Raw genomic sequence first — 16239 nt, 5'->3', positions numbered from 1 at the left:
TTAGGCGTCCGCCAACGCTGCGATGACCAGCGAGCTGCTGCGCTCGCAGTAGGCCGACAACACCTGGCGAATCTGCAGCAGGTCACGGGCGAGCACGGCGGCGAGCAGTTGCTCGAACAGCGCCAGGTACTCGCTCATGGACGCCTTGCGCTGATCCAGGGCCAGGTAATAGGCGCGGTTCATCGCCGGCTGCAGGTTCTCGACGGTTTCCTGCAAATACGGGTTGTTGGCAAAGGGGTACGCGGCGCGCATCACATTGAAGCATTCTTCGACAAAGGCGCGGATGTCCTGGCGCTCGAAATTGCTCACCAGGCGCTGCTGGATCTGCACGAACGGCGCCATGTCCGCCTGGGTCTGCCAGCCCTGGGCGACCGCATTGCCGAGCAGGATATACAGCTCGCTCATCAGCGTGCACAGGCTCTGCACCTTATGCGCAGTCAGCTCGGTGACGTGGGCACCACGGCGAGGCAGGATCGCGATCAGGTGCCGGCGTTCGAGGATCAGCAAGGCTTCGCGCACGGAACCACGGCTGACATTGAGCGCCAGTGTGACTTTCTGTTCCTGGATCCGCTCCCCAGGCTTGAGATCGCCGCGAATGATACGTTCGGCGAGGTGGTGAGCGATTTGCTCGGCGAGACTGTCCGGCGCCTTGAACGTCATGTTTTCCCTTCAAAATCTTCTATCGGTACAAGCGCGGCAGTGTAGCGCATTGGCCCGCTGATGGCGCTACGCCCACGGTGGCGAATTTGGCATGAAATAAGCAGCACTGAAAACCCACACGCCCCCAAAAACGCCGGTTTCAGAAGACTGAACCATAATTGAAAGTGTTGCGATCGCAATTTCCTGACCTTCTAGTCAGAAAATCATTGACCGAAAAGTCAGACATGACTAGATTCGGCGCAAAGCGGTTAACAACAATAATGAGTCTGCGAGGCCTTCCGTGATCCAGTTTTTACTTAACCAGGAACTCCGTAGCGAGCACGCCCTGGACCCCAACCTGACCGTGCTCAACTATCTGCGCGAGCATGTCGGCAAATCCGGCACCAAGGAAGGCTGCGCCAGCGGCGACTGCGGTGCGTGCACGGTGGTGGTGGGCGAGCTGCACACCGATCCGCAGGGCGCCGAGCAGATTCGTTATCGCAGCCTCAATTCCTGCCTGACGTTTGTGTCGTCGTTGCACGGCAAGCAACTGATCAGTGTCGAAGACCTCAAGCACCAGGGCCAACTGCACAGCGTTCAAAAAGCCATGGTCGAGTGCCACGGCTCACAATGCGGCTTTTGCACCCCCGGTTTTGTGATGTCGTTGTTCGCCCTGCAAAAGAACAGTGACGCTCCCGACAGCCAAAAGGCCCACGAAGCCCTGGCCGGCAACCTGTGCCGCTGCACCGGCTATCGCCCGATCCTCGCCGCCGCCGAACAGGCCTGCTGCAACAAGCCAGCGGACCAGTTCGACAGCCGCCAGGCCGAGACCATCGCCCGCCTCAAAGCCATCGCGCCGACGCAAACCGGTGAACTCAACAGCGGCGACAAACGCTGCCTGGTGCCCCTCACCGTTGCCGACCTCGCCGACCTCTACGATGCCTACCCCCAAGCTCGCCTGCTGGCCGGCGGCACCGACCTGGCGCTGGAAGTCACCCAGTTCCACCGCACCCTGCCGGTGATGATCTATGTCGGCAACATTGAAGAGATGAAGCGCATCGAATCCTTCGACGACCGTCTGGAAATCGGTGCGGCCACTGCCCTCTCCGATTGCTACACCGCGCTGCACCACGAATACCCGGACTTCGGCGAGCTGCTGCACCGCTTCGCCTCCCTGCAGATCCGCAACCAGGGCACCCTGGGCGGCAATATCGGCAACGCCTCGCCCATCGGTGATTCGCCGCCACTGCTGATCGCCCTCGGCGCGCAGATCGTGCTGTGCAAGGGCGACGTGCGCCGCACCTTGGCACTGGAAGACTACTTCATCGACTACCGCGTGACGGCGCGCCAGGACAGCGAGTTCATCGAGAAAATCATCGTGCCCAAGGGCCACGCGCTGTTCCGCGCCTACAAGGTTTCCAAGCGCCTGGACGATGATATTTCCGCCGTGTGTGCGGCCTTCAACCTGACGATCGACAACGGTGTGATCAGCCAGGCCCGCGTCGCCTTCGGCGGCATGGCCGCCACGCCAAAACGTGCGAAAAGCTGCGAAGCCGTGTTGGTCGGCGCCACCTGGAACGCCGCCACCGTCGAGAAAGCCTGCGCCGCCCTCGCCGAGGATTTCACCCCGCTCTCGGACTTCCGAGCCAGCAAGGAATACCGCCTGCTCAGCGCGCAAAACCTGCTGCGCAAATACTTCATCGAACTGCAAACGCCGCACATCGAGACTCGGGTGACCGCTTATGTCTAACCATCACGCCGTGGAAAAAACCCAGGCCGAACTGGCCGCGCTGTTTGCCCAGGACCTGACCTCCGGGGTCGGCCGCAGCGTCAAGCATGACAGCGCCGCCAAGCACGTATCCGGTGAAGCGCAGTACATCGATGACCGCCTGGAATTCCCCAACCAATTGCACCTGTATGCGCGCATGTCCGACCGCGCCCACGCCCGGATCATCAGCATCGACACCGCGCCCTGCTACGCCTTCGACGGTGTGCGTATCGTCATCACCCACGAAGACGTGCCGGGCCTGAAAGACATCGGCCCGCTGCTGCCCGGCGATCCCTTGCTGGCCATCGACACGGTGCAGTTTGTCGGCCAGGTCGTTTTGGCCGTGGCTGCCCGCGACCTGGACACCGCACGCAAGGCCGCGATGGCCGCCGTGATCGAATACGAAGACCTGGAGCCCGTGCTGGATGTGGTCGAGGCCTTTCGCAACAAGCATTTCGTGCTCGACAGCCACACCCACCAACGCGGTGATTCGGCCGGCGCACTGGCGACCGCCAAGCACCGCATCCAGGGCACGCTGCATATCGGCGGCCAGGAACACTTCTACCTGGAAACCCAGATTTCCTCGGTGATGCCCACCGAAGACGGCGGCATGATCGTCTACTGCTCCACGCAAAACCCCACCGAAGTGCAGAAGCTGGTGGCCGAAGTGCTGGACGTGTCGATGAACAAGATCGTCGTCGATATGCGCCGCATGGGCGGCGGTTTCGGCGGCAAGGAAACCCAGGCCGCCAGCCCGGCGTGCCTGTGTGCGGTGGTGGCACGTCTCACCGGCCAGCCGACCAAGATGCGCCTGCCGCGCGTCGAAGACATGCTGATGACCGGCAAGCGCCACCCCTTCTACATCGAATACGACGTCGGCTTTGACGACAGCGGTCGCCTGCACGGCATCAACCTGGAGCTGGCCGGTAACTGCGGCTGCTCGCCGGACCTGTCCAACTCGATCGTCGACCGCGCGATGTTCCATGCCGACAACTCGTACTACCTGGGCGACGCCACGGTGAACGGCCATCGCTGCAAGACCAACACCGCGTCCAACACCGCCTATCGCGGCTTCGGTGGCCCGCAAGGCATGGTTGCCATCGAGGAAGTGATGGACGCCATCGCCCGCCATCTGGCACTGGACCCGCTGGCGGTGCGCAAGGCCAACTACTACGGCAAGACCGAGCGCAACGTCACCCACTACTACCAGACCGTCGAGCACAACATGCTCGAAGAGATGACCGCCGAACTTGAAGCCAGCAGCCAATACGCCGAGCGCCGCGAAGCGATCCGCCTGTACAACGCCCACAGCCCGATTCTGAAAAAAGGCCTGGCGCTGACCCCGGTGAAGTTCGGGATCTCGTTCACTGCCAGCTTCCTGAACCAGGCCGGTGCGCTGATCCACATCTACACCGACGGCAGCATCCACCTGAACCACGGCGGCACCGAGATGGGCCAGGGCTTGAACACCAAGGTCGCGCAAGTGGTGGCCGAAGTGTTCCAGGTGGACATCGACCGCGTGCAGATCACCGCCACCAATACCGACAAGGTGCCCAACACCTCGCCGACTGCTGCTTCCAGCGGTGCGGACCTGAACGGTAAGGCCGCCCAGAACGCCGCCGAAACCATCAAGCAACGCCTGGTGGAATTCGCCTCGCGCAAGTACGACGTGAGCGAAGCGGATGTGGAATTCCACAACGGTCATGTGCGCGTGCGCGAGCAGATCCTGACCTTCGAGGCGTTGATCCAACAGGCGTATTTCGCCCAGGTGTCGCTGTCGAGCACCGGCTTCTACAAGACCCCGAAAATCTTCTACGACCGCAGCCAGGCACGCGGTCGGCCGTTCTACTACTTCGCCTTCGGCGCGGCCTGCTGCGAAGTGATCGTCGACACCCTGACCGGCGAATACAAGATGCTGCGCACCGACATCCTGCACGATGTGGGCGCCTCGCTGAACCCGGCGATCGACATCGGCCAGGTGGAAGGCGGCTTTATCCAGGGCATGGGCTGGCTGACCATGGAAGAGTTGGTGTGGAACAACAAGGGCAAGCTGATGACCAACGGCCCGGCCAGCTACAAGATCCCGGCGGTGGCCGACATGCCTTTGGATTTGCGTGTGAAGCTGGTGGAAAACCGCAAGAACCCGGAAGACACGGTGTTCCACTCCAAGGCCGTGGGTGAGCCGCCGTTCATGCTCGGGATTGCCTCGTGGTGCGCGATCAAGGATGCGGTGGCGAGCCTGGCTGATTATCGCCATCAGCCGAAGATCGATGCGCCGGCGACACCGGAGCGAGTGTTGTGGGGGTGTGAGCAGATGCGCAAGTTGCAGGCGGCGACAGCTATCGAGACTGAAACTGAAATGGCTTCGCTCTAGACCGAGGCGCTGCCATCGGCCGAACTGACAACAGTAATGTTGAGGTAAACATGAACAACTGGATCAGCGCCCTCGCCGACCTGCAAAACCAGGGCGAACCCTGTGTCCTGGTGACCATCATCGAAGAGCTCGGCTCCACGCCGCGCAATGCCGGTTCGAAGATGGTGATCAGTGCCGCGCAGACCTTCGACACCATCGGTGGCGGACATCTGGAATACAAGGCCATTCAGCTCGCCCGCGACATGCTTGTGCGCGGCCAGCAGAACACCCATCTGGAGCGCTTCAGCCTCGGCGCGAGCCTGGGCCAATGCTGCGGTGGCGTCACCGTGCTGCTGTTCGAACCCATGGTTCAGGTGCAGGCGCAGATTGCAGTGTTCGGCGCCGGCCATGTCGGCCGCGCGTTGGTACCGTTGCTGGCGAGCCTGCCGTGTCGGGTGCGCTGGATCGATTCGCGCGAGCAGGAGTTTCCGGAACATATCCCCCAGGGCGTGCGTAAAATCGTCAGCGAAGAGCCGGTCGATGAAATTGCCGACCTGCCGGTGGGCAGTTACTGCATCGTCATGACCCACAATCACGCACTGGATCTGGAACTGTCTGCCGCCCTGCTCAAGCGCAATGACTTTACCTACTTCGGCCTGATCGGCTCGAAAACCAAACGCGTCAAGTTCGAACACCGCCTGCGCGATCGCGGCTTCGACGCCGCGCAGTTGCTACGCATGCGCTGCCCCATGGGCCTCACTGAGGTGAAGGGCAAGTTGCCGGTGGAGATCGCCATCTCCATCGCCGGCGAAATCATCGCCACGTATAACGCCAATTTCGGCCAGCACACCGCGAGCGCCGAACCCATTGCCAAATTGCTGCCGGCCTCGCGCCGCAGCCAAGCTATCAATTGAGACGACCATGCCTTTGACTCGCAAAGCCTACCGTGCCGCCCTCCTGCACAGCATCGCCGACCCCGCTGAAGTTGGGATCGAAGCCTCCTACGAGTATTTCGAAGACGGCCTGCTGGTGATCGAAAACGGCCGGATCAGCGCCGTGGGCCATGCCGCCGACCTGCTGCTGAGCTTGCCTGCCGACATCGACATCACCCATTACCAGGATGCGCTGATCACTCCCGGCCTGATCGACACCCATATCCACCTGCCGCAAACCGGCATGGTCGGCGCCTATGGCGAGCAGTTGCTGGACTGGCTCAACACCTACACCTTCCCGTGCGAAAGCCAGTTCGCCGACAAGGCCCACGCCGAGGAAGTCGCAGATATTTTCATCAAGGAACTGCTGCGCAACGGCACCACCACCGCGCTGGTGTTCGGCAGCGTGCATCCGCAGTCGGTGAACGCATTTTTTGAAGCGGCGGAAAAACTCGACCTGCGCATGATCGCCGGCAAAGTGATGATGGACCGCAACGCCCCGGACTACCTCACTGACACCGCTGAATCCGGCTACCAGGAAAGCAAGGCGCTGATCGAACGCTGGCATGGCAAGGGTCGCCTGCACTATGCGGTCACGCCGCGTTTTGCGCCGACCAGCACGCCGGAGCAATTGGCGTTGGCCGGGCAACTGCTGGGCGAGTACCCGGACCTGTACATGCAGACGCACATCAGTGAGAACAAGCAGGAAGTCGAGTGGGTAAAGGAGCTGTTCCCAGAGCGCAACGGCTACCTGGACGTGTATGACCACTACAAGCTGCTGGGTGAGCGCTCGGTGTTTGCCCACGGCGTGCACCTGTGTGATGACGAATGCGCGCGGTTGGCGCAGACGGGATCGGCGGTGGCGTTCTGTCCGACCTCGAACCTGTTCCTCGGCAGCGGTCTGTTTAACCTGCCGATGGCCGAGAAACACAAACTCAACGTTGGCCTGGGCACGGATGTGGGCGGCGGCACCAGCTTCTCACTGCTGCAAACCCTCAACGAAGCCTACAAGGTCATGCAACTGCAGGGCGCGCGGTTGAGCCCGTTCAAGTCGTTGTACCTGGCCACCCTCGGCGGTGCTCGGGCGCTGCGCCTGGAAAACAAGATCGGCACGTTGCAGCCGGGCACCGATGCAGACTTTTTGGTGCTGGACTACAACGCCACGCCACTGCTGAGCTATCGCTTGAAGCAGGCCAATAACATTGCCGAGACGTTGTTTGTGCTGATGACACTGGGGGATGATCGGACGGTGTTGCAGACCTACGCTGCCGGCCAACTCGTGCACCAACGCTGATCTGCGCCACAACACAAAACAAATGTGGGAGGGAGCAAGCCCCCTCCCACATTTTGTCCCGGGTGAGCCAGGGAAATTACAGCTTGACTGAAGAACGCCCCGGCTTCTTGGTCTGCAACAGATGCGAGAACACCGCATGCAAATCATCCGACGCACTTTCCTCGTCGAGGTTGAGCTTGCTGTCGATGTGATCCATGTGATGCATCATCAAATTCACCGCCAGCGCCGCGTCCCTCGCTTCGATCGCGTCGATCAGTTGCGTGTGCTCATCGTAGGAGCAGTGCGAGCGGTTGCCGCTTTCGTACTGCGCGATGATCAACGATGTCTGGGACACCAAGCTGCGCTGGAAGCTGATCAGCGGCGCGTTTTTCGCGGCTTCGGCCAGCTTGAGGTGGAACTCGCCGGAAAGACGGATACCCGCACCGCGATCGCCACGGGAGAAGCTGTCGCGCTCGTCGTTGACCATCTGGCGCAGTTCGGCCAGTTGCTCAGCGGTGGCATGCTGCACCGCCAACTCGGTGATCGCTCGCTCTACCAGGCGCCGGGCCAGGAACACCTGACGCGCTTCTTCCACGCTTGGGCTCGCCACCACCGCGCCACGATTGGGCCGCAGTAACACCACGCCTTCATGGGCCAGGCGCGACAGCGCGCGGCGAATGATGGTGCGGCTCACGCCGAAGATTTCGCCCAGTGCCTCTTCACTCAATTTGGTACCGGGTGCCAGGCGCTGTTCGAGGATCGCCTCGAAGATATGCGCGTAGACGATATCGTCCTGGGTTCCGCTGCGACCGGACTTACCGGCTCGCGGTTGTTTCTTGAGAGGTTGCAACTGTTCGTTCATGGGCACTCGGGTAGGGAGAACGGCGGCGAATTAACGGTAATACGGCAAATTCAAGGTAATACGGCAACATGGGGTCGCTGGCAAGTATCACCTAAAAACACGGCACATTGTACACAACCCACTGCGCCAACACACTGTACGGCTGTTTGCGGTGCCGTCTGTATTGCAATGAGTCGTTACGTTTGAGTTTAGGCTTGAATCTGCGCCGTCACCGGCAAAACCCAGGTAAAAGGAACACCTCTCCATGACCGACGCCACCCAAGCGCCCTTGCGCCCGCTGGCCGACACTTCTGCATCGGCCGTCGTCGCCGGCTTTATCGCCATGATGACCGGCTACACCAGTTCCCTGGTCCTGATGTTCCAGGCCGGTCAGGCGGCCGGCTTGACCACTGCGCAGATTTCGTCATGGATCTGGGCGATTTCCATTGGCATGGCGGTGTGCAGCATCGGCCTGTCCCTGCGCTATCGCACGCCGATCACCATTGCCTGGTCCACCCCCGGCGCGGCGCTGTTGATCACCAGCCTGGGCGGTGTGAGTTACGGCGAGGCCATCGGCGCCTACATTACCTGCGCGGTGCTGGTGACACTCTGCGGGCTCACCGGCAGTTTTGAAAAACTGGTCAAGCGCATCCCGGCATCGTTGGCGGCGGCGTTGCTGGCAGGGATCCTGTTCAAGATCGGCAGCGAGATTTTCGTCGCCGCACAGCATCGCACCGGCCTGGTACTGGGGATGTTTTTCACCTACCTGGTGATCAAGCGCCTGTCGCCACGCTATGCGGTGCTGGCGGCATTGGTGATCGGCACCCTGCTGTCGGGGCTGATGGGCTTGCTGGATTTCAGTGGCTTCCACCTGGAAGTGGCGACGCCGGTGTGGACCACGCCACACTTCTCGTTGGCGGCGACTATCAGCATCGGGATTCCGCTGTTCGTGGTGGCCATGACCTCGCAGAACATGCCCGGCGTCGCGGTACTGCGGGCCGACGGCTACAACGTGCCGGCCTCGCCGCTGATCACTGCCACCGGCCTGGCCTCGCTGGTGCTGGCACCGTTCGGTTCCCACGGTATCAACCTGGCCGCGATCAGCGCAGCGATCTGCACTGGACCCCATGCCCATGAAGACCGCAACAAACGCTACACGGCGGCGGTGTGGTGCGGGGTGTTCTACGGCATTGCCGGGGTGTTCGGGGCCACACTGGCGGCACTGTTTGCAGCGCTGCCCAAGGAGCTGGTGCTGTCGATCGCGGCCTTGGCCTTGTTTGGCTCGATCATCAATGGCTTGAGTATCGCCATGAATGAGCCGAAGGAACGGGAAGCGGCGCTGATCACCTTTATGGTCACCGCGTCAGGCTTGACGTTGTTTTCCATCGGGTCGGCGTTCTGGGGAATTGTCGCGGGGGTGTTGACGCTGCTGATTCTGAACTGGCGCAAGGCATAAAAAAACGGCGACCCTCAGGTCGCCGTTTTTTTCAGTATCACTTAGCCGCGTTGATCGGCTTTTCCGGATACCACACGTCCAGCAACGGGCTGACTTCAGCCTTGGTCAGCTCGGAACGGGTTTTCAGCCAGGCTTCGACAGCAGCGCGCTGCTCTTCGGAGACCGAGCCACGCTTCTGCAGGCAAACCAGACCGTAGTCATCGCCGCCGACATAGCCCAGACCGTTGGCTTCCATGGCTTCTTTGATGAATGCTTCGAGGAAAGCGTCGATAGCTTCTTCACTCAGGCCTTCTTTGAAGTCCAGGTTCAGTTCGAAACCCAGCTCTTGAAATTCATCAACGCACAGTTTTTTGCGCAGACGCTGGGAACGGTTAGTCGCCATTGGAACAATCCTCATAAGTAATAACGGGCGGCACTTTAGCAGTTTAAGGCGACGATTGCCCGACTCTCTGGGACAGGCGGCAGTTTGCTGTTAAAAAAACGCCGATTACCAGCTATCGTTCAGCTACAAGTGCCTTCACCTTGGGGCATAATGCCGACACTTTCATGACCATTGAGGGAATTTTCTTATTTACCCCTCGCCTTTTTCACCCTCCTCAGCAGTAGGGTTTTACTTCTTATGATCAAATCTTTGCGTCCATTGCTACTCGCCAGTTTTCTTCTGCCACTGGCCTTCTCCACCTCCGCTGCCCCGATCAATAACACCCTGCCCCCGAACGTCCAGCAGGCGCTGGCCAAAGCCAAGCTGCAAAACACTGCGCTGTCCCTGGTGATGATTCCCCTGAACGGCCCCGGCACCCCCACGGTATTCAACGCCGACGTCTCGGTGAACCCGGCCTCTACCATGAAGCTGGTCACCACCTATGCGGCCCTGGAAATGCTCGGCCCCAACCACCAGTGGAAAACCGAGTTCTATACCGACGGCACCCTCAGCGGTGGCGTGTTGCACGGCAACCTGTACCTCAAGGGCGGCGGTGACCCCAAGCTGAACATGGAAAAACTCTGGCTGCTGATGCGCGACCTGCGTGCCAATGGCGTGCAGCAAGTCACCGGCGACCTGGTGCTGGATCGCAGTTTCTTCAACCAGCCGCAGTTGCCGGAATTCAATGATGACGGCAACGACGAGAACAAGCCGTTCCTGGTCAAGCCGGACGCGCTGCTGGTCAACCTCAAGGCCCTGCGCTTTGTGACCCGCAACGATTCGGGCCGCGTAATCGTCTCGGTCGAGCCGCCGATTGCCAGCATCCGCATCGACAATCAGGTCAAGGTTTCCAACGCTAAGCAGTGCACCGGCGACGTGCGCTACAACCCGGTCACAGCCGCCGATGGCAGTGTGACGGTCACCGTCAGCGGCCAATTGGCCGATGGCTGCAGCTCGCAGACTTACCTGTCATTGCTGGACCATGCCACTTACACCGCTGGCGCTGTGCGGGCGATCTGGCAGGAACTGGGCGGCACCATCCAGGGCCGTGATATCCAGGCGCCGGTGCCCAAGGATGCCAAGGTACTGGCCCGCGCGTTTTCGCCGGACCTGGCGGAAATCATCCGCGACATCAATAAATACAGTAACAACACCATGGCCCAGCAATTGTTCCTGAGCCTGGGCGCCCAGTTCCGCAACGATGCCGACGGCGACGATGCCAAGGCCGCGCAACGTGTGGTGCGCCAGTGGCTGGCGAAGAAAGGCATCACCGCGCCACACCTGGTGATGGAGAACGGTTCGGGCCTGTCCCGCGCCGAACGGGTCAGCGCCCGCGAGATGGCCGCCATGCTGCAAGCCGCCTGGAAAAGCCCCTACGCTGCGGAGTACATCAGTTCCATGCCGATTGCTGGCACCGACGGCACCATGCGCAAGCGCTTGAAAACCACCGCCATGCGCGGCGAAGCCCACGTCAAGACCGGTACGTTGAACACCGTGCGCGCCATTGCCGGGTTCAGCCGCGACAATAACGGCAACACCTGGGCGGTGGTCGCGATCCTCAACGATTCGAAGCCGTGGGGCGCTTCGTCGGTGCTGGATCAGGTGCTGCTGGATCTGTACCGCCAGCCAAAACTGGCCGCGCCATCACCGGTGCTCTAGGACATTGTGGAAGGGGGCTTGCCCCGATGCCGATGGAACAGTCACAGCCCTGTTGACTGACACTCCGCCATCGGCAGACCTCCGCTCACATGCCCCTCAAGCCCGCACCCTCTCGGCCTCCACCCGGTCCCTGCCTGCCTGCTTGGCCAGATACACGGCCGAGTCGGCGCGCAACAGCAGCCCATCGATGCCTTCATCCGCGCGCCAACTGGCCACACCAAAGCTGGCAGTGACGATGCCCACCGGTTCCATCGGCACGCTGCGCAGCGACTGCCACAACTCCAGCGCCAGGCTGTAGGCCCGCTCGCCATCCGTGTTGGGGCACAGCACCATGAATTCCTCGCCCCCCAGGCGGCAGAACACATCGGTACGGCGCAGACGTTGACCGATGCGCTTGCACAGCTCCTGCAACACCCCGTCGCCGACCGCATGCCCATGCTGGTCGTTGATACGCTTGAAGTGATCGATATCGAGCATGATCACCGACAGCGCCCCCGAGGTACGGTTGAGCCTGACCATCTCGGCCCTGAGGCGATCCTGGAAATAGCGGCGGTTATGGATCCCGGTCAGGGAATCTGTGATGGACAGCGCGCGCAGCTCCTCTTCTACCCGCTTGAGATCGGAAATGTCCGACACATAGCCATGCCACAACGTACCACCGCCCGGTAACTCTTCCGGAGTGGCCTCGCCGCGAATCCAGCGCAGGCCCCGTTGCGGCAACAGCACCCGATACTCTTCGCGCCAATGGCTCAACTGCAACGCGGACAAACGAATCGACGCCCGCACCCGCTCCACATCCAGCGGGTGGATGCGCTCAAAGACCTTCGTCGCATTCTGTTGCAACGCGCTGACCTCGATTTCATAGATGTCGCGCATGCCATCGCTGGCGTAGATAAAGCGCCACTTATCCTGAGGCTCCAAGGTGAATTGGAAGATGCCGCCGGGCACGTGGGCGCTGAGCTTCTTCAGCAGGCGATCCCGCGCAGCCAGGGCCTCGTAGGCGCGTTTTTGCTCGGTGACATCCAGGTAAATGGCCAAGTGACCGATCCACAGGCCATGGTCATCCAGCAGCACGGTGGCCAGCATGTTCACGATCAACTGGGTGCCATCCTGGCGGACCAAGGTCCATTCCCGGGCTTCGTGCAGGTTGTCAGGGCTTTCCACCAGCATGGCCTGGCTCGCCGGGATGCGCTTGCCCAAGGTCACGCTCAGGCCGGCGGAGCACGCCTCCAGCTCCAACGCCAAATGCAGGCTCTCCAGGGTCAGCTTGCCCACCACCTGCTCGGCCTTGAACCCCAGCATCTGCTCGGCACCCGCATTAAAGGTGTTAATGACCCCACGCAGATCGGTGGCGATGATCGCCACTTGGGTCGCAGCATTCAGCACACTGCGCAATTGGCCGTGGGCACCGCGCAGTTCCAGCTCGCGCAGGCGTAACTGCACAGTACGCTGCTCCACCAGCTTCAACGCCCGTTGGCGCTGGCTCACCAGCACATAGAGCAAAGCGCTGAGCAGTACGCTGAGCAAGCCGCCCATGATCAGGATCACGGCCAGCGAGGAATGGTTGGCCTGCTCGAATACCTGGCTCGGTCGCAGGGTCAAGGCGTACACATGGTCGCCCAGGCTCAGACGCCGTGCGCCCACAAGGTCACTGCTGGCGACGGCATTGCTGGACTCGAAGAGCACTTGCGGTTGCAGGTCGGAGGTGTCGACGATCTGCATCACCAGGTTGTCCCGCTCGGCTTTGGGCAAGCCATCGGCGACCAGCTGGCGCATGCTGATCACCGCCATCACGTAACCGTAGGGCTCATTTTGGGACAGCTCGGAAGTAGGCGCGCGGCTCACCGGCGCGACCAGTAATACGCCAGTGGCATAAGCCGGCTCGACCCCCACCAACTGGATCGGTTGGGACACCGCCAGCTTGCCGCTCTTGTGCGCACGTTCAAGGGCCGAACGCCGCGGGGGCTGGGCCAGCAGGTCAAAGCCCAGCGGTGCACCCAGCAGGCTTTGGGTCTGGCTGTAGAGCACCGGCACGTACTCATCACGCTCAGGCGCAGGGGCCAACTCGCCGGATGCATTCAATTCCCGGATGACAAAAGGCGCTCCGCGCTGGCGGGTCACCTCTTGCTCAAATTGACTGCGCTGCTCGCGAAACACCCGGGGCGCCCAAGAGTAAGCCTGGGCGCGCAGCAACAACGGCTGGGCAAACCCGTCGAACTCTTCGCGGGAGACCTCATCGGAATTGACGAAGAATCGCCGCAGGCTGCTCAGGCGTTGCTCCTGGTCCTCGAAACGCTCCTGCAGGCGGGTATACCGCTCGTTGACCAGCAACTGAAAGCGTTGGCGCACCTGCTGCTGATAGAGATCGGAGGCGGCCCAGGCGACGATTGCCGTCAGCGCAAACCCTGCCAATAACACCACCAATGCCACCAGCCAAGCCGACGCCTGCTCACTGATGAAGCCTAGGATTTTCGGGCGGACGGCGTTCAACGGCATAAGCAACACTCAGAACGCCAGTGTGCCGGGGGTGTCACTTTGGCTAGGTGTTAAGTTATAGCGATAGGCCCAGGGTTTGACCAGCGTAAAAAACTGTAGGGGCGAGCTTGCTCGACCCTACAGGGGGAGACTATCAGCGAGCGGTGATTTTCCACGCCCGGTGGATCTTCGCGTTACGCGCAAAATCCGGGTCGATGGTCTTGTCGCTGATCTCTTCGACCGCATAGCGTTCGCTGAGGTTGTCCTCCAGCTGGAACTTGCGGAAGTTGTTCGAGAAGTACAACACGCCACCCGGTGCCAGGCGGGCCATGGCCAAGTCGAGCAACTGCACATGATCGCGCTGCACGTCGAAGATGCCTTCCATGCGCTTGGAGTTGGAGAAGGTCGGCGGGTCGATGAAGATCATGTCGAACTCATCGCGGCTGGCGTCCAGCCAGGCCATCACATCACCCTGCTCCAGGCGGTTCTTGTCGGAGAAACCATTGAGGGAGAAGTTGCGACGGGCCCAGTCCAGGTAGGTCTTGGACAGGTCGACACTGGTGGTGCTGCGCGCGCCGCCCTTGGCAGCGTGCACACTGGCCGTGGCGGTGTAGCAATACAGGTTGAGGAAACGCTTGCCGGCGGCTTCTTTCTGGATACGCATGCGCATCGGACGATGGTCGAGGAACAGACCGGTGTCCAGGTAGTCGGTGAGATTGACCAGCAGCTTCACGCCGCCTTCGCTGACCTCGGTGAACTTACCCTGGGCGCTCTGGCGCTCATACTGCTTGGTACCGCTCTGGCGCTCGCGGCGCTTGACCACTACGCGGCTCTTGTCGATGTTCAGCGCCTGGGGAATGGCCGCCAGCGCATCGAACATGCGCGCCGAGGCTTTTTCCGGGTCGATGGATTTCGGCGCGGCGTATTCCTGAACGTGAACCCAATCGTGGTACAGGTCGATGGCCATGGAGTATTCCGGCATATCGGCGTCGTACACGCGGTAGCAATCCACGCCTTCACGCTTGGCCCACTTGCCCAGCAGCTTGAGGTTCTTTTGCAGGCGGTTGGCGAACATCTGCCCGCCTTCACTCAAGCGCGCCTGCTCGACCACGGGGACCGGGGCGGGCTTGATCGGGTTGCCATTCTTGTTGTACTGGCGTTCTTGCGGCTCGGCCGGGGCCTGGTCGTATACGGCTTGCTCACGTTCGGCCTGGCGCTGTTCCGGGGTACGGCGCTCGCCGGTGACGAATTGATCCGGGTTGACCTTGATCAGCAGCAATTTGCACGGCAACGCGCCGTTCCAGAACGAATACTGCTTGTGGCTGCGGATGCCCATGCGCTTGCCCAGGTCCGGCGCACCGGTGAACACCGCCGCTTCCCAGCCCATGCACGCCTGGCGCAGACGCTCGCCGAGGTTCTGGTAGAGGTACAACAGGCTGGCTTCGTCACCCAAACGCTCGCCGTAGGGCGGGTTGCAGATGACCAAGCCTTTCTGGTTCTGGTCCGGGCGCGGCTCGAAGGTGCCGACTTCGCCCTGGTACACCTTGATCCAATGGCTGAGACCGGCGCGCTCGATGTTGTTGCGTGCAGGCTGGATCAGGCGCGGGTCGGCTTCGTAGCCACGCACCCACAACGGCGGTTTGTTCATGCCGATCGCCGCGCGTTCAGTGGCTTCGGCGTGGAGTTTTTTCCACAGTGCCGGGACGTGGCCGAGCCAGGTGGTAAAGCCCCAGAGTTCACGATTCAGGTTCGGCGCCATGTCGGCGGCGATCATCGCGCCTTCGACCAGGAAGGTGCCCACACCGCACATCGGGTCAGTCAGCGCGCCGCCTTCGGCAGCAATGCGCGGCCAGCCGGCACGAATCAGGATCGCGGCCGCGAGGTTTTCCTTCAACGGCGCGGCGCCCTGCTGCAGGCGGTAGCCGCGCTGGTGCAGGCTGTGGCCGGAGAGGTCAAGGGACAGGATGGCTTCGCCACGGTCCAGGCGCAGGTGGATGCGCAGGTCCGGGTTGATCTTGTCGATGGACGGGCGTTCGCCGGTCGGGGTGCGCAGCTTGTCGACGATCGCATCCTTGACCTTCAGCGCGCCGAAGTGGGTGTTGTCGATGCCTGAGCCGTGACCGCTGAATTCCACCGCCAGGGTACCGTCAGAGACCATGTGATCGGCCCATTCAATATCCAGCACGCCATGGTAGAGGTCTTCGGCGTCCTTCATCGGGAAGCGCTTGAGCACCAGCAATACGCGGTTGGCCAGGCGCGACCAGAGGCACAGGCGATAGGCGGTTTCCATGTCGGCCATGCCGCGCACGGCCGAGGTGTGCTCGCGGGCTTCCTCAAGGCCAAGCCCCACGGCTTCCTCGATCAGCAGGCCTTCGAGGCCCTTGGGGCAGGTGAGGAAGAGTTCAAAACGGTCCGACATGGG

General features: G+C 61.5%; 11 protein-coding genes. 6 read left to right on the top strand and 5 right to left on the bottom strand.

Going from position 1 to position 16239, the window contains the following annotated elements; translation table 11 throughout:
• Positions 1-660, bottom strand: a complete 660-nt coding sequence (locus AD670_RS13465; RefSeq protein ID WP_053132831.1) for a GntR family transcriptional regulator — start codon at positions 658-660, stop codon at positions 1-3.
• A gap of 280 nt (positions 661-940) precedes the next feature.
• Between AD670_RS13465 and xdhA the strand changes: the two genes are divergently transcribed.
• Genes xdhA through guaD form a run of 4 tightly spaced genes read left to right on the top strand, consistent with a single transcriptional unit; the run spans position 941 to position 6986 of the window.
• A complete protein-coding gene (xdhA, locus tag AD670_RS13460) occupies positions 941-2389 on the top strand; it encodes a xanthine dehydrogenase small subunit (protein ID WP_053132828.1) in 1449 nt (482 codons plus the stop codon).
• Positions 2382-4781, top strand: a complete 2400-nt coding sequence (gene xdhB / locus AD670_RS13455) for a xanthine dehydrogenase molybdopterin binding subunit (protein WP_053132826.1) — start codon at positions 2382-2384, stop codon at positions 4779-4781. The genes xdhA and xdhB overlap by 8 nt, the downstream gene beginning before the upstream one ends.
• A gap of 50 nt (positions 4782-4831) precedes the next feature.
• Positions 4832-5674: a xanthine dehydrogenase accessory protein XdhC gene (gene xdhC / locus AD670_RS13450; protein WP_053132823.1), complete on the top strand. Its 843-nt coding sequence runs from the start codon at positions 4832-4834 to the stop codon at positions 5672-5674.
• A 7-nt stretch (positions 5675-5681) separates the two neighbouring features.
• Positions 5682-6986, top strand: a complete 1305-nt coding sequence (gene guaD / locus AD670_RS13445) for a guanine deaminase (protein WP_053132820.1) — start codon at positions 5682-5684, stop codon at positions 6984-6986.
• Positions 6987-7062: 76 nt separating this feature from the next.
• On the opposite strand, the gene AD670_RS13440 is transcribed toward guaD, so the two are convergent.
• The gene (locus AD670_RS13440; RefSeq protein WP_053132817.1) at positions 7063-7827 is read right to left on the bottom strand and encodes a GntR family transcriptional regulator; all 765 of its coding nucleotides are present in this window, start codon (positions 7825-7827) and stop codon (positions 7063-7065) included.
• A gap of 244 nt (positions 7828-8071) precedes the next feature.
• Between AD670_RS13440 and AD670_RS13435 the strand changes: the two genes are divergently transcribed.
• Positions 8072-9262, top strand: a complete 1191-nt coding sequence (locus AD670_RS13435) for a benzoate/H(+) symporter BenE family transporter (RefSeq protein ID WP_053132814.1) — start codon at positions 8072-8074, stop codon at positions 9260-9262.
• Positions 9263-9299: 37 nt separating this feature from the next.
• Here the strand turns inward: AD670_RS13435 and AD670_RS13430 are convergent, their stop codons facing one another.
• Positions 9300-9644, bottom strand: a complete 345-nt coding sequence (locus AD670_RS13430; protein ID WP_010208515.1) for a YggL family protein — start codon at positions 9642-9644, stop codon at positions 9300-9302.
• A 237-nt stretch (positions 9645-9881) separates the two neighbouring features.
• On the opposite strand from AD670_RS13430, the gene dacB reads away from it, so the two are divergent.
• A complete protein-coding gene (gene dacB, locus AD670_RS13425) occupies positions 9882-11342 on the top strand; it encodes a D-alanyl-D-alanine carboxypeptidase/D-alanyl-D-alanine-endopeptidase (protein ID WP_053132810.1) in 1461 nt (486 codons plus the stop codon).
• Positions 11343-11438: 96 nt separating this feature from the next.
• Here dacB and AD670_RS13420 read toward each other — a convergent pair whose 3' ends face one another.
• A complete protein-coding gene (locus tag AD670_RS13420) occupies positions 11439-13838 on the bottom strand; it encodes a diguanylate cyclase (RefSeq protein ID WP_053132807.1) in 2400 nt (799 codons plus the stop codon).
• A gap of 133 nt (positions 13839-13971) precedes the next feature.
• Entirely contained in the window at positions 13972-16236 is a 2265-nt protein-coding gene (gene rlmKL, locus AD670_RS13415; RefSeq protein ID WP_053132804.1) for a bifunctional 23S rRNA (guanine(2069)-N(7))-methyltransferase RlmK/23S rRNA (guanine(2445)-N(2))-methyltransferase RlmL, read from the bottom strand.
• Between the last annotated feature and the right edge of the window lie 3 nt (positions 16237-16239).

The organism is Pseudomonas sp. MIACH (assembly GCF_001269925.1).
In the GTDB taxonomy this organism is placed as follows: Bacteria; Pseudomonadota; Gammaproteobacteria; order Pseudomonadales; family Pseudomonadaceae; genus Aquipseudomonas.
The sequence above is the reverse complement of the archived record's forward strand: the minus strand, read 5'-3'. Positions and strand labels throughout refer to the sequence as shown.